Annotated in this window: 17 protein-coding genes; 7 read left to right on the top strand and 10 right to left on the bottom strand. The window is 69.5% G+C overall.

The features are described 5' to 3' along the window. Positions 1 to 149 precede the first annotated feature (149 nt). The 3 genes from proB to C8263_RS04310 are packed head-to-tail and all read left to right on the top strand — an operon-like array spanning position 150 to position 2,876. Positions 150 to 1,241 carry a glutamate 5-kinase gene (proB, locus tag C8263_RS04320; protein ID WP_107137028.1) on the top strand — a complete coding sequence of 364 codons (1,092 nt, stop codon included), beginning with the start codon at positions 150 to 152 and terminating at the stop codon, positions 1,239 to 1,241. A gap of 19 nt (positions 1,242 to 1,260) precedes the next feature. Next, complete coding sequence (locus C8263_RS04315) at positions 1,261 to 2,004, top strand: glucodextranase DOMON-like domain-containing protein (RefSeq protein ID WP_233218641.1); 744 nt, start codon at positions 1,261 to 1,263, stop codon at positions 2,002 to 2,004. Continuing rightward, positions 2,001 to 2,876 (top strand): DMT family transporter, encoded by an 876-nt coding sequence (locus tag C8263_RS04310; protein ID WP_233218640.1) that lies wholly within the window; start codon positions 2,001 to 2,003, stop codon positions 2,874 to 2,876. The genes C8263_RS04315 and C8263_RS04310 overlap by 4 nt, the downstream gene beginning before the upstream one ends. A gap of 480 nt (positions 2,877 to 3,356) precedes the next feature. On the opposite strand, the gene C8263_RS04305 is transcribed toward C8263_RS04310, so the two are convergent. Further along, positions 3,357 to 4,628, bottom strand: a complete 1,272-nt coding sequence (locus tag C8263_RS04305) for a DUF4127 family protein (RefSeq protein ID WP_107136880.1) — start codon at positions 4,626 to 4,628, stop codon at positions 3,357 to 3,359. A gap of 164 nt (positions 4,629 to 4,792) precedes the next feature. Between C8263_RS04305 and C8263_RS04300 the strand changes: the two genes are divergently transcribed. From C8263_RS04300 to C8263_RS04290, 3 genes are all read left to right on the top strand, one after another. Next, positions 4,793 to 5,956 (top strand): ABC transporter permease, encoded by a 1,164-nt coding sequence (locus C8263_RS04300; RefSeq protein ID WP_107136879.1) that lies wholly within the window; start codon positions 4,793 to 4,795, stop codon positions 5,954 to 5,956. Positions 5,957 to 5,972: 16 nt separating this feature from the next. Continuing rightward, complete coding sequence (locus tag C8263_RS04295; protein WP_107137026.1) at positions 5,973 to 6,665, top strand: ABC transporter ATP-binding protein; 693 nt, start codon at positions 5,973 to 5,975, stop codon at positions 6,663 to 6,665. A 106-nt stretch (positions 6,666 to 6,771) separates the two neighbouring features. Next, the gene (locus C8263_RS04290; protein ID WP_107136878.1) at positions 6,772 to 7,998 is read left to right on the top strand and encodes a hypothetical protein; all 1,227 of its coding nucleotides are present in this window, start codon (positions 6,772 to 6,774) and stop codon (positions 7,996 to 7,998) included. Positions 7,999 to 8,100: 102 nt separating this feature from the next. On the opposite strand, the gene C8263_RS04285 is transcribed toward C8263_RS04290, so the two are convergent. Then, positions 8,101 to 8,520 carry a hypothetical protein gene (locus tag C8263_RS04285; RefSeq protein WP_107136877.1) on the bottom strand — a complete coding sequence of 140 codons (420 nt, stop codon included), beginning with the start codon at positions 8,518 to 8,520 and terminating at the stop codon, positions 8,101 to 8,103. A 60-nt stretch (positions 8,521 to 8,580) separates the two neighbouring features. Further along, the gene (locus C8263_RS04280) at positions 8,581 to 10,530 is read right to left on the bottom strand and encodes a hypothetical protein (RefSeq protein ID WP_107136876.1); all 1,950 of its coding nucleotides are present in this window, start codon (positions 10,528 to 10,530) and stop codon (positions 8,581 to 8,583) included. Between the two features lie 50 nt (positions 10,531 to 10,580). Here C8263_RS04280 and alr point away from each other — a divergent pair, with 50 nt between their 5' ends. Beyond that, a complete protein-coding gene (gene alr, locus C8263_RS04275) occupies positions 10,581 to 11,672 on the top strand; it encodes an alanine racemase (protein ID WP_107136875.1) in 1,092 nt (363 codons plus the stop codon). Between the two features lie 120 nt (positions 11,673 to 11,792). Here alr and C8263_RS04270 read toward each other — a convergent pair whose 3' ends face one another. The 7 genes from C8263_RS04270 to rpsB all read right to left on the bottom strand — a co-directional run bounded on the left by C8263_RS04270 (position 11,793) and on the right by rpsB (position 18,614). Beyond that, positions 11,793 to 12,926 (bottom strand): M50 family metallopeptidase, encoded by a 1,134-nt coding sequence (locus C8263_RS04270; protein ID WP_107137025.1) that lies wholly within the window; start codon positions 12,924 to 12,926, stop codon positions 11,793 to 11,795. Further along, complete coding sequence (gene dxr, locus C8263_RS04265) at positions 12,923 to 14,110, bottom strand: 1-deoxy-D-xylulose-5-phosphate reductoisomerase (RefSeq protein WP_107136874.1); 1,188 nt, start codon at positions 14,108 to 14,110, stop codon at positions 12,923 to 12,925. The genes C8263_RS04270 and dxr overlap by 4 nt, the downstream gene beginning before the upstream one ends. 109 nt (positions 14,111 to 14,219) lie before the next feature. Further along, on the bottom strand, positions 14,220 to 15,050 hold the full coding sequence (locus tag C8263_RS04260) for a phosphatidate cytidylyltransferase (protein WP_199188304.1): 831 nt from the start codon (positions 15,048 to 15,050) through the stop codon (positions 14,220 to 14,222). A 220-nt stretch (positions 15,051 to 15,270) separates the two neighbouring features. Next, positions 15,271 to 15,822, bottom strand: coding sequence for a ribosome recycling factor (gene frr / locus C8263_RS04255; RefSeq protein ID WP_107136873.1), 552 nt, complete (start codon positions 15,820 to 15,822; stop codon positions 15,271 to 15,273). Between the two features lie 314 nt (positions 15,823 to 16,136). Next, the gene (pyrH, locus tag C8263_RS04250; protein ID WP_107136872.1) at positions 16,137 to 16,844 is read right to left on the bottom strand and encodes a UMP kinase; all 708 of its coding nucleotides are present in this window, start codon (positions 16,842 to 16,844) and stop codon (positions 16,137 to 16,139) included. A gap of 126 nt (positions 16,845 to 16,970) precedes the next feature. Further along, positions 16,971 to 17,765, bottom strand: a complete 795-nt coding sequence (gene tsf, locus C8263_RS04245) for a translation elongation factor Ts (RefSeq protein ID WP_107136871.1) — start codon at positions 17,763 to 17,765, stop codon at positions 16,971 to 16,973. 93 nt (positions 17,766 to 17,858) lie between these two features. Next, positions 17,859 to 18,614, bottom strand: a complete 756-nt coding sequence (rpsB, locus tag C8263_RS04240) for a 30S ribosomal protein S2 (RefSeq protein ID WP_107137023.1) — start codon at positions 18,612 to 18,614, stop codon at positions 17,859 to 17,861. Positions 18,615 to 18,693 lie beyond the last annotated feature (79 nt).

The following is an 18,693-nucleotide window of genomic DNA, read 5'->3' as shown; positions in this document are numbered from 1 at the left end:
GGCCAGCGGCGGCGCGTTCGGTCTCCTCGTCTTGAGCCTGTTGCCATAGCGTTCTCATTCTGATGCAGGGCGCTGCCCGCCTTCGCGCAAAATCCGGCATCTGCACAGCGCGCTGCGTGCGCCGGGCCCAGCCCCGTATGCTGGCGCCTGTGCGCGTTGTCCTGAAACTGGGTACGAGTGTGCTGACCGCCGGCACCGACCGCCTGCACCGCCCCCGGCTGGTGGACCTGATGCGGGGGCTGGCCGCCGTGCGCGCCGCCGGGCATGAGGCGGTGCTGGTGACCAGCGGCGCGGTGCTGGCCGGCTGGGAAGCGCTGAACTTTCCTCCCAGAAGCCGCACCCTGGCCGAAAAGCAGCTGCTGGCGGCCGTGGGCCAGGGCCGCCTGATGCACCTGTACGCGCAGCTGGCCGACCTGTACGGCCTGCCGGTGGCGCAGGTACTGCTGACCGCCGACGATTTCCGCAACCGCACCCGGTACCTCAACGCCCGCACCACGCTGACCGGCTGCCTGTCGCGCGGGGTGCTGCCCATCATCAACGAGAACGACGCCGTGGCCCTGGAGCAGCTGAAAGTGGGCGACAACGACACCCTGTCGGCCTTTGTGGCCAACCTCGTGGAGGCCGACCTGCTGGTGATCCTGACCGACGCCCCGGGCCTGTACACTGCCGACCCGCGCCTGGACCCCCACGCCACCCTGATCCCGGTGGTGGAACGGGTGACCCCGGAAGTCTGGGCGCTGGCGGGGGGCGCGGGTTCGCACCGGGGCACGGGCGGCATGCACACCAAGATTCAGGCGGCCGAGGTGGCCACCCGGGCCGGCACCCCCGTGGTGATTGCCCCCGGCGACGCCCCGGACGCCCTGCGCCGCATCGTGGCGGGCGAGGCGCTGGGCACCCGGTTTCAGGCGCACGGTTCCCGGCTGGAGGCCCGGGGACGCTGGATTCTGGCCGAGGTGGCCACCGGCAGCCTGCGGCTGGACGCGGGCGCCGCGCAGGCGGTGCAGGAGCGGGGTGCGAGCCTGCTGCCCGCCGGCATCACGGCGGTGGAGGGCCGCTTTGAGCGCGGCCACACGGTGCGCCTGCTGGGCCCCGACGGCACCGAGCTGGGGCGGGGGCTGGCCCGCTACGCCTCGGGGGACCTGGGCCGGCTGCTGGGCCGCCACTCGCGCGAGATTGAGGCCGCGCTGGGATACACCCACGGCCCCGAAGCGGTGCACCGCGACGATCTGGTGCGCCTGTAGCGCGCCTATACTGCCGGGCGTGCTGGCCCTGCTCGCCCCGACCACCACCCTGTCTGACCCCGCCGGCGACGCACGCGGGGACGGCGGGTACGTGCTGCCCACCCGCCCTGCCCTGAGCCCGGACATGCTGGACCTGCGCGCCTTTTCTGCCCAGCCGCAGGGGGAGGGCATGCGCTTTACCGTCAGTTTCACGGCGCTGGGCAATCCCTGGAACCTGCCTTCGGGCTACAGCGCAGGGGTGACCGATATTTTTGTGAAAGGCCCCCTGGGCGGGCAACAGGTGCTGGCCGACACGGGTCTGCGGGTGCGCGGGCAGGGCGGCTGGGCCTACCACCTGCGGGTGACCGGCAACGGCGCCACCCTGGTGCGGGCCGACAGCCAGGGCGCCCTGACCCGCCTGCCGGCCCCCGGGGTGCAGGTGTCCGGCACCAGTCTGGTGATCGACGCGGCGGTGCCCCCCGGCACCCACGGCTACTGGGTCACCAACAGCGTCTTTACGCCGCTTTCGGCCAGTGGCGTGCTGCGCCCGGTCACCCAGAGCGGCCCCACGCTGCTGCAGGCGGGACGCGCGCAGGCCCCCACCCCGGTGGACGTGCTGGCCCCGGCCGGCGACGCGCAGGTGTACAGCGCCCTGACCCTGGCCCCGGTGGGTGAAACTCGCGACTGGGTGAGCCTGACCCTGATTGGCCTGGGGGTAGGGGGCCTGCTGCTGACGGTGCTGGCCACCGTGACCGTCTGGCGGCGGTTGGCCGGGCGGCCGTGAGCCCCGCCCGGCGTGCGCCGCTGCTGATTCTGGCCGCAGCGGTGCTGTGGGGCCTGCTGGGCATTCTGGGCAAGCAGGCCCAGGCGGGGGGACTGGCGCCGCTGGAGGTGGCCTTCTGGCGCGCGGCGCTGGCGGGGGCCCTGTTTGCCGCACATGCCGGTTTCACGCGCGCCCGCTGGCCGCGTGGGCGCGACCTGCTGGTGACGGCGGCTTTTGGGCTGGTGGGCGTGGCGGTGTTCTACGGGGCCTACCAGCTGGCCGTGCAGGCCGGGGGCGCCAGCCTCGCCAGCGTGCTGCTGTACACCGCCCCGGCGTTCGTGGCCCTGCTGGGCTGGGGGGTGCTGCGTGAGCGCCTGGGTGCGCGCGAGGGGCTGGCCATTGCGGGCACCCTGGCCGGCATTGCCCTGATCAGCCTGGGCGGCGGCCAGGGCGTGACGGTCAGCGGCCCGGCCCTGGCCTGGGGGTTAATCGCCGGCTTCACCTACAGCCTGTACTACCTGTACGGCAAGGCATTTTTTACCCGCTACGACCCGGCGGCGCTGCTGGCGGTGGCCCTGCCGGTGGGGGCGCTGGCCCTGCTGCCTTTCGTAACTTTTACGGCCAAGACGCCGCCAGTGTGGAGCAGCCTGGGGGCCATTGCTGTACTGTCCACCTATCTGGCGTATCTGGCCTACAGCGCGGGCCTGCGGCACCTGAGCGCCACGCGCGCCAGCGTGATTGCCAGCCTGGAACCGGTGGTGGCCGCGGCCCTGGCTGCCGCGCTGTTTGGCGAGCGGCTGGCCGCCCTGGCCCTGCTGGGCGCGGCCCTGGTGATCGGCGCCGCCCTGCTCCTGAGTCTGAGCCCGGACGAAACCCATCCGCGGGCAGAGTAGGAGAAAAGGTGGGCAGGGCGCGGGGCCGGCACGGGCGCCGGTCCTTGCTGGCGGGTCGCCCCGGAAGGAGCGCCGGCCGAACACCCTGAGCCCCTCTGCCCCGGCAAGCAGGGGCACGGCTTGCTCTCTGGGTCAGAGGGGCGCCCGCGGTGAGGCGTTCATACGGGACTCAGGTGAGCCGAAGGCGAGGGATGAGCAGAGCGGAGCAGAGCAAAGAAGGGTTTCCGGCGATAGAGCAGCACCCCTGCGCGCTTCCCAGGAGGCTTTGGCATCATACGGATTCCGTCTGTAACGCCCACAATCCGGAACAGAACCGGATTGCCAACTCCACGCCCGGAACCCGTTGTTCTCCTCCTCGCACTGCTCGGATTTCATCCGGCAGAATGCTGGATTCAATCAGAGTCCGTCTCAGAGGCGTCCCGGATCACACCGCACTTCTCCGGTCGTTGCTGGGCCCGGGAGCACCGCCTTTCGCCCTCTCTACTTCCTGTCTTCCTGCTGTTCCAGCGTGAAATCCCATTCAAAGGAGCGGCCCCAGGGCAATTCGGCGTCGTCCAGGGTGTAGGTGTTGCCCATGCGAAGCGGGAAAAAACCCTCGGCCGCCTGCTTCAGCGCGGCCTGCCCTTCAGGGGTACTGAGCTGCGCTTCAGGAATCAGGGCGCGCAGGCGGGCGCGCACCTGGGCAGAATAGATCACGTCGTTGGCAAATTCGCGCGCCAGCAGGGCGTCCTGGCGAAGAGGATCGGCGCCGCGCAGGCTGAGTTTGGCGTGGGCCAGCGCCGAACCCAGGTTGTTGCCCGGGGTGCCCCAGGCCGCCAGGGCGCGCAGGTTGGCGTGCTGGCGCAGGGTGCGCAGGTCGCCCCAGAAGCGGGTGTTGCCCAGGTTCACCTGCGCCACGTCGGCCACCGCCACAGGACCCTGACGCAGCAGGGCGCTCACCCGCAGGGCCGCCCGGCGCGGGTCGCCGCCGCTATACACGTACAGGGTCAGGTCGGCCCGGCCGCCTTCCACCACCGTGAACCCGGCGCCCTGCGCGTGGTTCAGCGCGCTCTGGGTCAGGGGAATGCCCTCGTACTTCATGACCGCCTGAGCGGCTGCGGGGTCGCTGTACTCCAGGCGCACGGTGGCCGCTTCCGGGGCCAGGGCGCGGGCGGCCAGCAGGCTCAACACCTCGTCGGCGCCGGGGTAGACGCGCACGTTGGCTGGGGCCTCCTGGGCCAGCGCAGCGCCCTCACCTGGGGCCGGGCTGCCGGGCAGGGCGTCGTCCCAGGTCACGTGCAGTTCTTTCAGGCGGCCCTCGCGCGCCCAGCCCATCACCGCGCGCACCACGGCCAGATTACGCGCGCGGTTGGTCGCGTCCGGCTCGCGCGGCAGGGTGATAAAGGCGTACACCGGCTGCCCGGTGCGCCCCTGCCAGGTGCGCAGGGGGGTCAGCCGCGCCAGGGCCGCTTCGGCGCTCAGCGGGCTGGTGCGCGACTGCACCAGGCCGCCGTAGGCCAGCGCGTCCAGCGCAGCAATCAGCGGGCCCGTTGTTGGCTGGGCCTGCAGCCACGCCTCCAGGGCCGCCGGGTCGGCCCCCGTGGTGGCATTGCCCAGCAGCCCGGCGGGCGGCACCTGCACCGGGGCCCCGCGCAGGCCGGCGATCAGGGCCGGCAGCACCCGGGTGGCGGGGCGGGAATCCAGCGGCAGCAGGGTCTGGGCGTGGGCCGCCGGAAAGGACAGCAGCAGGGCCAGGGGCAACAACGCGCGCATGGCTGCCACCCTACGGGGCCCCCATGAGCGCGCCTTGCGGCTGGGGTGTGGGTGCGGCCTGTCCGGGTTCATGAGGCCCGTGCGGTTAGCTGGAGGGGAAAGGGCCCCTTTTCCCGCTGGCCCGTGCCGCCATGTCCCGCCCGGCACGGCGTAGCCTGGGGGCCATGACGGCAGCTGACCTCTGGAGACTCGCGTGGCGGGGGCTGACCCGGCGCCGGGTGCGGACCCTGCTCACGGCGCTGGGCATCACGGTGGCGGTGGCCAGCATGGTGATTTTTCTGTCGCTGGGCGAGGGAATCCGCAAGGTGTTCGTCTCGGAACTGGGCGGCATCGGCCCGGATATTCAGGTCAGCCTCACCCCGCTCTCGCAGGGCATGTCGCTGCATCCCAACCTGCCCCAGAGCACCGTTCAGGACCTGCAGCGGCTGGCCCCGGAACTGGGGATTCAAAGCGTCACCCCGGTCATCATGGCGGTGCGCGGCAGCCTGGACCCCACCCAGAGCGCGGTGCTCTACGGCCTGCCCGCCGGGGGCCTGGGCATTGGCGCGGTGTTTCCCAGCGCCGCCGTGGCCCGGGGCCGCACCCTGCAGGCGGGCGACAACGCGGCCGGCGCGGCGGTGGTGGGCGCCAAGGCCGCGCAGAACCTGCGGCTGGACCTGGGCAGCCGCCTGAACCTCAACCGCCGCTCCAGCGTGAAGGTGGTGGGCGTGCTGGCCCCTGAATCGGGGCTGGTGGACAACTTCATCTTCCTGCCACTGGACACGCTGCAGCGGGCCGAGGGCGCCCAGGACCGCGTGTCGCTGGTGGCGGTCAAGCTGCAAAACCCCCGTGAGGCCCGGGCGGTGGCCACCCAGATTGCCCAGAAGCTGGACCTGGAAGCCGCCACCCAGTCCGACTTCCTGAGCTTCATTGAGCGGGCCCTGCGCATCAGCGACGCGGTGCGCTTTGGCATTTCCCTGATTGCCCTGATCGTGGGCGGGCTGGCGGTGGCGAACACCGTCATGATGGGCGTCTTCGAGCGCACCCGGGAATTTGCCACCCTGCGTGCCATCGGGGCCCGGCCGGCTTTCGTGCGCGCGCTGGTGCTGACCGAATCACTGCTGCTCTCGCTGGTCGGTGGGGTGTTTGGGGTGCTGCTGGGGCTGCTGGGCATCGCCGTGGTGAACGTGTACACGCAGGGGCTGGCGGGTATTGACGCGGCCGCCCTGACCCCGCGCCTCGTGGCGCTGGCGCTGGGCATCTCCTTTCTGCTGGGGCTGCTGTCGGGTCTGCTGCCCGCGCGCAGTGCCAGCCGCCTGAACATCACTGAAGCGCTGGGGCGGGTCTGAGATGAACGGGTCTGAGATGACGGTGCATCCCTCCGCCCACCCCCTGACCCTGCGCGTTCAGGACCTCGCACGCGTGTACCCCAGCGGCGACGGTCAGGTGCAGGCCCTGGCGCCCCTGACCCACACCTTTGCCCCCGGCCTGACAGCGGTGGTGGGGCCCTCGGGCAGCGGCAAAAGTACCCTCCTGAACCTGCTGGCGGGTTTTGACACGCCCACCACCGGGCAGGTGACGGTGGGGGGCACCACCCTGACCACCCTGTCCGAGGCGGCCCGGGCCGATTTCCGGCTGGCCCACTACGGCTTTGTGTTCCAGAACCACAACCTTGTGGGCATTCTGAGCGCGCAGGAAAATGTGGAGTTTCCGCTGGCCCTGGCCGGGCGCCCACCCCGGGAGCGGCGCGAGCGCGCCCGCGAACTGCTGGCCCTGGTGGGCCTGGAGCGCCGCGCTGGGCACCTGCCCGGGCAGCTCTCGGGCGGCGAGGCGCAGCGGGTGGCCATTGCCCGCGCCCTGGTCGGCAACCCGGAGGTCCTGCTGGCCGACGAGCCCACCGGCAACCTGGACACCCGTACCGGCGAGCGTGTGCTGGAGCTGCTGCGCGGCGCGGCGCAGGCTGGGCGCACCGTGGTGCTGATCACCCATGACCGCGATATCGCCGCCCAGGCCGACCACCACCTGAACGTGCGCGACGGCGTGGTGACCCCGGGGTAGATTCAGCGGGAGCCCGGAGCGTGTGGGGAATGCAGGAGAACTTGCGGCTCAAACGTGCCGCTGGCCCCTGAGTTCACTGCGCCCTGAAGGCCACGGAGGCCCCCTCATGTTCACCGAGCTGTTCCGCCAGTCTCTGGCCTTGATCGCTGCTGCGCCTGGGTCCCTGTGGCCCGGATTCACACCGGCCCAGGTGCCCTATCTGACGTACGACGGCCACGACACCCGCCTCTGGAACGCTGACCCCGGCGAGCCGGGCTGGCAGGTCGCGGGGGACGGCTGGCTTTTTCCTGGACGTCACCCCTGTGTCACGGCCAATTCGGCAGCGTCTCTGGCGAACGGCACCGGGGTGGCCACCCTGCTGGGCCGCAGCTTTGCCGAGGCGCCCACGCCCAGGATGCTGGCGGCCCTGGCCGTGCATGAGGCGTTTCACGTATATCAGCAGCGCGCGGCGCCGGAGGTGTGGCAGGCCAATGAACTGGACGCATTGACCTACCCCACAGCCGACCCGGCGGTGCTCTCAAGTCGGGCGATGGAAACGGCGGCGCTGCAGCGGGCCCTGGCTGCCACCGGCGAGGCGTGGCAGATGGAAGCCGGGCGCGCTCTGGCCTGGCGCCGGGCGCGCTTTGCACACCTCGCCCCCGAGCACGTGACCTATGAGCGGGCCATGGAACGGCGCGAGGGGCTGGCCCACTTCGTAGAACTGCGGTTTTTGGGCGAGTCGCCTGTCTTGCCTGCCGCCGACTGGTCTGCCGGGGCGGTGCGGGCACGAACCTACGTGACAGGCGCCGCCTACGCCACGCTGCTGGACCGGCTGGGGCCCGGCTGGCCGGCAGCGGTGCTCAACCGGGTGGCCCTCGACGAGCTGCTGGCAGCGCAGGTGCCCGCCAGGCAACTAGATCCGGTCACGCCAGCGGTGAGGGCCTGGGTGCAGGCTGAGGTGGAACGCGTCGCCAACCACCGGGCCGAGGCCCGGCAGTCCTTTGCGCGTGCCGAGGGGCCACGGGTGGTGGTTCAGTCCACAACTCCTCTGAGCCTGCAAGGATTTGATCCGCTCAACATGATTGTGCTGGGCGACGGCCTTGTGCTGCACCAGCGCTTCTTGCGCTTTGGTCACGACAGCGTACAGGCAGAGGTCTTTGGCCGCGCATGCCTGACGCTCAGCGCGGGTGACCATCCCCTGATGTCGGGCTTGGGGGAAGTGGTGATGCTGAGCGGCGCGGACCTTCGCGTGTCCCAGGAGGGCCGGCTGCTGCAAGGAGAGGGACTGACCCTGCGCAGCCAGCAGGCGCCGGTAGAGGCTGTGGAGGGCGGATTTCGCCTGAAGCTGGCCTGACCGGGGGCCTATATCCAGCCTGGAAAACAGGGAGAACCGGCGCTGGGATTCAGCCTTTCCTCTCTGGTCCTGGCCGGGCACAGGGTCGCGCTGCGCCCAGCGTCAGGGCGCCTGACCCACGCGGGTCTGGGGGCCGCGCAGCCACAGCACCCGGCCCCGGTCATCACGCAGGCGCACAACCACCTGCACGGGCTCGCCGGCCTGCAGCCCCGCCGCGTTGCGCCCCCACACCGCCGCCTGGGTGCCCGCGCCGCGAATGGGGGCTTTCCACAGGCCCTCGCCGCCCACCACGAACACGCCGTCCAGCTGCACCGGGGGCAGGGGACGGCGCGCCGAATTCAGCTGCACGCGCACGCCAAACCCCTGGGCACTGGCGGCCGGCACCGCCCCCACCGTCACCATCTGGCCGTTCACGTTCAGAGCAGTGGGGGCGCTCAGCAGGTCGCCCACCTGCGGCGGGCCGGGCTGCGCGCCACAGGCCGCAAGCCACAGGCCCAGCAAGGCTGGCACAAATCGCTTCATGACCCCCAGCCTACCTGAGAACGGTTTGGAAGGCGTGAACCTTTCGGTGGAGACCGGGGGCTACCAGCCCAGGTCCGGCGCAGTCACCACGCGGTCGGCCGGCTGGTCGGTGAACAGGGTGTAGCTGAGGGTATAGGTGCCGGGAATCACGCGGGTCAGCACAATCGCGTCGCCCTCGAAACGCGGATTGGTGTTGGCCAGACTGGGCCCCTGGACCTGCAGCGGCCCGCGCACGGCCGGCTGCGCGCCGCCGGTGGGCAGGGGGTCAGTCAGGCGCACATTTTCCAGGGTGCTGTCCACCGTCAGCACCAGCGTCACCTGATAGCCCTGCGCGGCGGCCTCCACACTCTTGTGCAGGCTGGCCCGCGCGCCGCCTTCCACGGTGCGGGTCACGTTGGCGCCGCCGGGGTTGCGCACCCGCGCCTGCCCGGTCACGCGCAGGCCAGCCGGGTCCAGCGTGGCCTCGGCCGTGTCAGTGCGGCACACGCGCACGGGCACCTTCAGGCGCAGCGGCTGTGCGGCGTTGAACTCCCCGGCCACCTCCAGCGGGTAATCACTGGTCCAGCCGCCCGGCAGGGTCAGGTTCAGGCGGCCTGGCAGGCGGTAGGGAAACTCCGTCTTGGCCAGGGCGGTCAGCTGCGTCACGTCGCACACGTTCAGGATGTCCGGGGCCGTTACCAGCGTGAGATCGGTGCGCACGCGGTACTCAATCGTCACGCGGCCCGCCGCGCCGTCGCTCACGCGCCCGGGCAGGGGCGGCGTCACCGCGCTGCCGGGAATGGGTGTGGGGGTCACCGGGTAATCGCCGGGCGCCAGGGGCACGGTGGCCGGGGTGGTCAGGGTCCGCCCCGCCACCTCAAAAGGCACGCCGCTCAGCGGCAGGCGCTGGCCGCCGTACAGCGCGACCGCCTCCACCTGCAGCTGCCCCTCCGGCGCGCGGGCCACAAAGCGCACCTTGGTAAAGCCCGGCTGATAGCGAATCTCGGTGGAGGAGACCCGGTTGCCCGTGCCGGTCACCAGCGCGGCGTCCACCGGCAGGTAGCCGGCGGGCAGCACCGGGCGCACCACGCTGTCGCCCACCAGGGTGTACGAGGCTCCCGGAATGGGGCGCCCCTGGGGGTCCACCACCTCCACCAGCAACTGGTTGTTCATCTTCACGGTCTCGGGCAGGGTAAAACCGCCCACGCTGGCGCGCACCGCCTGCTCGCCCAGCCGGAAGCTGTAGCGAATGGCGTTGCTGTACTGCTTGGTGGTGGGCAGCACCCGGATATACAGCCCCCACTCGCCCACCAGCGCCGGGGTGATGACAAAGCTGTCCGTGACCGTGCGGCCGTTCTCGCTGGGCGTGAGATTCACGCGGGCGCCGCCGGGCTGCACGGCCCACAGCTCGGCTTCCTGGGGGCCGTCCACGTCGTAGTTCAGCAGGTTCAGGGTCTTGCCTGCCCAGTCGGCGGTCACGTTCAGCCGTGCGGCCAGCAGCTGGCCCTCGGCGTCGGTGCTGCGGGCGTTCACGCTGAAGTCGCTGGTTTCCAGGGCAAAGGGCGCGGCCACGCGCAGGGCAAACGAGTTCTTGCCGTCGCCCCTGCTGGTCACCTTCAGGGTGTAGGTGCCGGCAGGCAGGCCTCCCGAGAACAGGCTCTCCCAGGTGTGCTCGCGCCCCAGGCCGAAGCGCCGCTCGGTAACGGTGCCGCCTGGACCGCTGAGGGTGAAGGTGGTTTCAAACGGCTCGTTTTTCTTGTACAGCTCGTCGCCAAAGTAGCCCTCACTCCGGCGGCCATCCACGTAGTCCGCGAGGTTAAAGCCCGGCGAGTACACCTCCAGGCCCAGGGGTCGCCCGGCATTCTGGGCCGACACGCGAATTTCATAGGTTTCCTGTGCCTGGGGCCATTTTTCTCCCACCGACACCAGCGGCAGGATGCCCCCGGTCTGGGCGGCGGCGGCGGGGCTCAGCAGGGCCCCGGCAAGGGCCAGGGCGGCGGTCAGGGCGCGGGCAGGGCAGAGGGTGGGCATGGGCTGCCGCCCAGCATACTGCCGGCTTCTGGCGCTAGCATTCAGCCCAGATGCGCCCTGCCTCCCCGCCTCTCCTGGCCGCCCGCGCCCGCGCCCTGCTGGGCGCCGGGGCCCTGCGCGCCAACCTGCGCGCCCTCTCGGCCCGGGCCGGCGCGCCGCTGCTGCTGCCAGTCAAGGCCAATGCCTACGGGCACGGTCTGAGCGAGGTGGCCCGCGTGGCCGCCCCGCACCCGGCCCTCTGGGGGCTGGCGGTGGCCACCCCGCAGGAGGCCGCCGCCCTGGCCGCCCTGGGGCTGGGCCGCCCCGTGGTGCTGCTGACCCCGCCCATGCCCCATGAGGTGGGCCCCCTGGCTGACCTAGGCGTGCGCCTGCCCGTGGCCTCGCTGGCCGAGGCCGAGGCCCTACCCGGTCATGCCCGCGCGCACCTGAAGGTGGACACCGGTATGAACCGCCTGGGCGCGCGGCCCGAGGACGCCGTGGCCGTGGGCCGCCGCCTGGCCCAGCGGGGGCTGCTGGAGGGGGTGTACACCCACTTTGCCACTGCCGACGAACCCGACCCCAGTTTTGCCCACGAGCAACTGCGCCGCTTTCAGGGGGTGCTCTCGGCCCTGCCCGTCACCCCGGAACCGCTGCTGGTGCACGCCGCCAATGGGGGCGCGGTGCTGAGCTTCGGGGCGCTGCCCGGCATGGGACTGGCCCGCCCCGGACTGGCCGCCTACGGCTTTGCACCCGCCCACCTGCGCGCCGCCGTCCCCCTGACCCCGGTCATGACCCTGCAGGCCCGCGTCACGCACCTGCACACCGCGCGCGCCGGCGAAACGGTCAGCTACGGCGGCCTGTGGCGCGCGGCGCAGGACACCCGGGTGGCCACTGTGGGCCTGGGCTACGGCGACGGCTACCCCAGGGGCGCCACCGGGCAGGCCCAGGTGCTGGTGGCTGGCGAGCGCCGCCCGGTCCTGGGCCGCATCTGCATGGACCAGCTGATGGTGGACGTGAGCGGCCTGAACGTGCAGGTGGGCGACTGGGTGACCCTGTGGGGCCCCCAGGACATCACGGTGACCGATGTGGCCGCCTGGGGCGGCACTGTGGAATACGAGGTGCTGACGGGGGTGGGGATGCGGGTGGAGCGGGAAGTGGAATAGGAGGCGGGAAGCGGGAGGCAGTGCGCGGGAACAAGAGGGGAACGCGCGGTGAGGGATCGGCGCTGAGAGGTTGACAGGCGTGGGCCGTGGCAATATCCATTTCTCTGCCTCCTGCCTTCCCTAAAAAAACCGCGTTACGTCCCGCACCACCACAAACACCATCAGGGCCATCACCAGGGCAAAGCCGGCAAAGGTGATGGCCTGCTCCTGCCCAAAGCTCAGGGGTCGGCCGCGCAGGGCGCCCACCAGCACCAGGACAATGCGCCCGCCGTCCAGGCCTGGAATGGGCAGCAGGTTGAAAAATGCCAGCGAGAGGTTCAGCAAAATGGCCACCTGCACCAGGGCCCAGGGGCTCAGGGCCGCCGCCCGGCTGACAATCTCAGCGGTGCCAATGGGCCCGCTCACGTTCTCATCGCGCGAGAGGTCCAGCGTAAAGAAGCGCTGGAACAGGCCCGCAAAGGAGCGCAGCACCTGCGGCAGCGCCTCGGCAGTAACGCGCAGCGAGTTGCTGAATGCTGCGGGCACGCTTAGGCGGCGGTATTCGATGAGGGGGCCATACTGAATCCCCAGCCTCTGCTGGGTACCGCCAACGCGGGCCTCCCAATCGAAGGTGATTTGGCGTGCCACGCCCGCCTGCTCTACCGTCAATGTCCGCCGACCGTCGGTTGCCAGGGCGCGCTGCACGCGTTGCCAGCCAGGAAGGGTCTGGCCGTCCTGGGTGAACGTCTGCGGGAGCGGCTGCCCGTCGACAGCTGTGATGACGTCACCGGCCCGTAAGCCCAGTTGCTGGGCGCGCGAACCCGAGACGATGCCCGAGATGTATGCCCGGTCCTGGCGCGCGGTTTCGGGCACCCCCTGGGCGCTGAAGTTGAGGGTCATCAGCGCCACGGCCAGCAGCAGGTTCACCAGCGGTCCAGCCAGCAAAATGGCCACCTTGCCCCACGCGGGCAGCGCGGCAAAGCCCCGGGTGGGCTGCCGGTAGCCGCCCTGGCCGTCGTCTTCCGGGGCCATGCCGTCAATTTCCACGTAGCCGCCGATGGGCAGCAGGCTCAGGCGCCATTCGGTCCCGCGCCAGGCCCGGCGCAGCAGCACCGGCCCCATGCCAATGCTGAAAGACTGCACCGCCACGCCCTGGCGCCGCGCCAGCGCGTAGTGCGCCAGTTCGTGAATGAAGGTGGCCACGCCAATGATCAGCAGCGTCCACAGCAGCCCCAGCGGGGTCAGGGCGGCGGCAATGCCTTCCAGCACGTTCACGCGCGCACCCCGACCCCACACAGTTCCCGGGCCCGGGTGCGCGCCCACGCGTCGGTGTCGGCCAGGGCGGCCCAGGTCAGGGTGCCCGCCGGGGTTTCATCCAGCACCCGCTCAATCAGGCGGGGAATGTCCAGAAAGCCAATCTGCCCGGCCAGAAAGGCGTCCACCGCCACTTCATCGGCGGCGTTCAGGGCCACGGGGTTCAGGCCGCCGGCCTCGCCCGCGCGGTAGGCCAGGGCCAGGCAGGGAAACCGGCCCAGGTCGGGCGCGCTAAACGACCACTCGCCGCGCATGTGCCAGCCCAGGTGGCTGCCCACCTCGCGCCCGCGCCGCGCGCCGCGCACGTCGCCGGGGCGGGTCATGCCGGTGGGGGCGGCGTCAATGGCGTAGGCGATGGGCAGGCGCATGTCGGTGGGGCCAAACTGCGCCTTCAGGCTGCCGTCCCGGAAACGCACCGCCGCGTGAATCAGGCTCTGCGGGTGAATGACCACGCCCACCTGCGACAGCGGCAGGCCGTACAGGCTGGCGCACTCCATGACCTCCAGGCCCTTGTTCATCAGGGTGGCGCTGTCAATGGTGACCTTGGGGCCCATGCGCCACGACGGGTGCCTCAGGGCCTGCTCGGGGGTCACGCCGCCCAGGTCGGCCGGGCCCTCGCGGAAGGGGCCCCCGGAGGCGGTCAGGATCACCTCGGCCACGTCGTCCGGGTGCTCGCCCGTCAGGCACTGAAAGACGCCGGTGTGCTCCGAATCAATGGGCACCACGCGCCCGCCGCCTTTCGCCGCAGCCTCCCACATCAGATGGGCGGCCGTGACCATCGCTTCCTTGGTCGCCAGGGCCACCGCTTGCCCGGCTTCCAGTGCGGCGCGGGTGGGGCCCAGCCCAATCAGACCGCTCATGGCGTTCACCACCACGTCGGTCTCCAGCACGGCCAGCGCGCTCGGGTCGGCCACCACCGTCCGCCCGGCAAAGCGCTCGCGGGCCTGGGCATACACGGCCTCGTCCACGCTGATCACCGCCGGGCCAAATTCGCGCACCTGCTCGGCCAGCAGGTCCAGATTCTTTCCGGCGGCCAGCGCCGTGACCCGCCAGCCCCGTTCCCGCGCGATGTCCAGTGTCTGCGTGCCGATGCTGCCGGTGCTGCCCAGCACGGTGATGCGGTTGTTCTGCCCCAGCTGCGTCATTGCCGCCATGCTAGTGGAAGACCCGCTCCAAAGCTGTGGGCAAAGGCCCCGGAACGGCCAACCGGGCCGCCCACACAGGCCGCCCGGTCTGTTGTCGCGCCGTCCGCCTCTACCGCGTAAAGACGCTGATGTTCAGAAACAGGTACGTGGCGGGCACGGCAAAGAGCAGGCTGTCCACCCGGTCCAGAAAGCCGCCGTGGCCGGGCAGGCTGGTGCCGCTGTCCTTGGTTTTCAGGGCGCGTTTGAGCAGGCTCTCGGCAAGGTCGCCCAGCTGGCTGGCGCTGGCCACCAGAATGGAATACAGCAGCGCCTCGAACGGGGTCCAGATGTGCGTGACCGTGGTCAGACCCAGCACCATCAGAAAACTGAAAATCAGGCCGCCAATCGAGCCCTCCACCGTTTTGCCGGGGCTGACTTCCGGGGCCAGCTTGCGCCGCCCGAAGAAATGGCCCACGAAATAGCCGCCAATATCGGCTGCGAAGGTGGCCAGCAGCGGCAGAGCAAAGTACAGCAGGCCATCTTGCCCGTCGGGGCTGTAGCGCAGCAGCAGAAAATAGCCCAGCAGCCAGGGAATGTACAGCAGCCCGAACAGCGAGTACACCACGCGCTCCAGGGGCCGCTCGCCGGGGCGGATCACCTCTACCACCAGAAAGTAGCCGGCCGCCACCGTCAGCACCGCCTCGCGCCAAGAGCCGCCGGGCCACGGCGTGCCCGGCCACATGGGCAGGCTGGCCACCAGCAGCGCCACGGCGAAAACCACCAGGCTCATGCGCCGCACGTCAATGTCGTTGCGGTCCAGCATGCGGATGTACTCGCGCAGCGCCATGACCGCCACCACGATCAGCGCGGGCAGCAGCGCCCCCCAGCCGATCCACACCACCACACTGAGGATGGCAAAGCCCACCACGCTGGTGAGAATGCGCGAGCTCAGCGACTCCATGGTGGCCCCTCCAGAGAGGATGTGGGACGTGGGGTGTAGGAGGGAGGCACGGCCCCCCACTTCACACCCCACGCCCGACAACCGGCGCGCAGCGACCAAACAAGTGCAGATGAACCGCGAGGTTCATCCGAGCGAAGCGTGTGACAAATCAAGCGGTTGGCGGAAGATGGAGGAACATCTGGTACTGGGCCAGATGTTCCGAAATCGAACGCCAGGCGCCTCACCCTAGGATTTCCTGCTCCTTCTTCTGGAACGTTGTTTCCACCCGGGCCACGTACTCGTCGGTGAGTTTCTGCACCTCGGCCTCGCCGCGTTTGATGTCGTCGTCGCCCATGCCTTCGACCTTCTTCACTTCATCCAGCGCGTGCTTGCGGATGTTGCGAATGGCAATGCGGGCGTCCTCGGCGTAGTTCTTGGCGTTCTTCACAAGGTCGCGGCGGCGCTCCTCGGTCAGCATGGGCAGCGAGATAAAGATGGTGTCGCCCTTGTTGTTGGGGTTCAGGCCCAGATCGCTGTCGCGGATGGCCTTTTCAATGGGGTTCAGTGCGCCCCGGTCCCAGGGCGTAATCACCAGCGTGCGGGCGTCGGGCGTGGTGATGCTGGCCACCTGATCAATGGGCATGGTGGAGCCGTAGTAGTCCACCAGCACCTTTTTCAGAATGCCGGGGTTGGCACGGCCCGTGCGCAGCACCGAGAGGTTGTTTTCCAGCGCTTCAATCGCCTTGCCCATCTTCTCTCGGGCGTCGGCCTGAATGGATTTCATGTCAGCCATGTGGGGAAGTCTCCTTTCTGGGGAAAGTGGGGTCAGTGTAAAGGATGGGAGGCGGGTGGCAGGGCGCGGGGCGCAGGGAGTCGCATTGTGGATGCCTTGAGGGTAAGGCCCCGGCCCGACCCGCCCGCCGCTTGCCTTTCCTGCCGCCTGCGCCCCGCTTCCTGCGCCTGAAGTACGCTGCACCGGGAGTGGAGCCTGTTCGGTGCTCTCCTGCAAAGTCGCAACGTGAGAGGCAACGTACTTTTTTCGGGACTCGCTCTGCGGCGCAGCTGTTCCAGCCCGCTCGGTTGATCTAAAGATCAACAGCGAGCGACTTAACTCTGGATCAGTGTGCCCACGCGCTCGCCCTGCAACAGGCGGCGCAGGTTGTCTTCCTGGAACAGGTCGAACACCACGATGGGCAGCCCACGGTCCATGCACAGGGTCAGGGCGGTGGCGTCCATCACTTCCAGGCGCTGCTCCACCACTTCCAGGTGCGTGGCCTGCGCGATGAACTTGGCGTCCGGGTTCTTGCGCGGATCGCTGTCGTACACGCCGTCCACCTTGTTCTTGGCCATCAGCACCACCTCGGCGCCAATTTCCAGGGCGCGCAGGGTGCTGGTGGTGTCGGTGGTGAAAAAGGGCGCGCCGTTGCCGCCGCCAAAAATCACCACGCGGTCTTTTTCCAGGTGGCGAATGGCGCGGCGGCGAATGTAGGGCTCGGCCACCGCCGCCATCTGAATGGCGCTCATGACGCGGGTGGGGCGCCCGGCCGTTTCCATGGCGTCTTGCAGGGCCATGGCGTTCATCACGGTGCCCAGCATCCCGATGTAATCGGCGGTGGCCGGGTCCATGCCCTTGCCGTTGCGTTCGCCGCGCCAGAAGTTGCCGCCGCCAATCACGACCGCCAGTTCCACGCCCGTGCCGTCCAGCGCCGCCGTGAGGCGCCGGGCCAGTGCCGCCGTGGTCTCGGGGCTGATGCCAAAACCGGATTCCCCGGCCAGAAACTCGCCCGAAAGCTTGAGTAAGACGCGCTTGAACATGTGTACCTCGCTGAGGAGGGGAAACGAAACGCCGGCAGCCAGAACACGCGGCCGCCGGGAACAGAGAAAACAGTTGCGGGGCCGCGTCAGGAAAAAGGCCCCTTTTGAGGGGCCCTGTTCACGATTTTATGCGCCGATCTCGAAGCGCACGAAGCGCTTGACCTTGGCCTCGCCCAGGTACTTGGCCACCGTCAGGCTGTTGTCCTTCACGAAGGCCTGCTCGGGCAGCACCTTCTCGGAGTAGAACTTGCCGATCTGGCCCTCGACGATCTTCTCGACGATCTGCTGGGGCTTGCCCTCGTTCAGCGCCTTGTTCGTCAGGATCTCGCGCTCCTTCTCGATGTCGGAGCTGTTCACCTCATCGCGGCTCAGGAACTGGGGGCGCTCGGCGGCCACGTGCAGGGCCACGTCCTTGGCCTGGGCCTCGCTGCCGCCGTCCACGTCCACCAGCACGCCAATCTTGCCGTTGCTGTGCACGTAGCCAGCCACGGTGCTGCCTTCCAGGTAGGCCACGCGGTTGAGCACGATGTTCTCGCCAATCTTGCCGGCGGTGGCGGCCACCAGGGTGGCCACGGTTTCGCCGTTCACGCTGAAGTTCTTGAACTCTTCAATGTCGCTGGTCTTCGCGTCCAGCGCGGCCTGGGCCAGCTGCTCCACCACGGCCTGGAAGTCAGAGTTGCGGGCCACAAAGTCGGTCTCGCTGTTCACTTCCACGATGGCGGCGCGGTTGCCGTCCACCTTGAAGCGCACGATGCCTTCCTTGGCCTCGCGGTCACCCTTCTTCACCGCCTTGGCAATGCCGCGCTCGCGCAGCAGGGCAATGGCCTTGTCCTCGTCGTTGCCGGCGTCGGCCAGGGCCTTTTTCACGTCCATCATGCCTGCGCCCGTCAGTTCACGGAGTTTCTTGATCGATTCCAGCATGGGTGTTCCTCCTGGGAAAGAAAGTGGAGAGGGCTTGGAAAGGGGGCGGTCCGGGCAAAGCACCTTCGCCGGACAGCCCCCTGCCGCTCAGGTTTAGGCTTCGGCGCTCTCGGCCGCGCCGCCGTCGGTCTGCTCGGCGGCGCCCTCGGCCGCGCCCACGTCCTCGCCGCCGCCGCGCGCCTCGACCAGCAGGTCGCCGATGCGGTGGGTGATCAGCTGGATGGAGCGGATGGCGTCGTCGTTGCCGGGCACGATGTAGTCAATGACATCGGGATCAGAGTCGGTGTCGGCCAGGGCAATCACGGGAATCCCCAGGCGGTTGGCTTCCTGCACGGCGATGACTTCCTTGGTGGGGTCCACCACGAAGATCGCGTCGGGCAGGCGGCTCATCTTGCGGATGCCACCCACGAAGCGCTGCAGGCGCTCGCGCTCGGCGGCCAGCTTGATGCGCTCGGCCTTCAGGCGGTCGTTGATGCGGCCCGATTCGAACATGTCGTCCAGTTCGTTCAGGCGGTCAATGCGGGTGCGCATGGTCTTGAAGTTGGTGAGCATGCCGCCCAGCCAGCGGCTGGTGACAAAGGGCATGCCGGTGCGGCGGGCTTCCAGTTCCACGATTTCCTGGGCCTGTTTCTTGGTGCCCACGAACAGGATGACGCCGCCGCGCTCGGCCAGCTCCTTGATGAAGTCGAAGGAGCGGTCCACCTGCTTCAGGGTCTTTTGCAGGTCAATGATGAAAATGCCGTTGCGCTCGGCAAAGATGAAGCGCTTGAACTTGGGGTTCCAGCGCTTGGTTTCGTGACCGAAGTGAACTCCGGCTTCGAGCAACTGCTTCATGGAGATGTACGACATGAAAACTCCGGAGCGTTGGTCGGGAAAAAGTTTGCCGTCCTCGTGCCAGCCCAGCGTCAAGCGCGCTGTTCAGGGCCAG

This window comes from Deinococcus arcticus (assembly GCF_003028415.1).
Classification (GTDB): Bacteria; Deinococcota; Deinococci; order Deinococcales; family Deinococcaceae; genus Deinococcus; species Deinococcus arcticus.
Note: the sequence above shows the minus strand (reverse complement) of the source record. Positions and strands in the feature narration are given on the sequence as shown.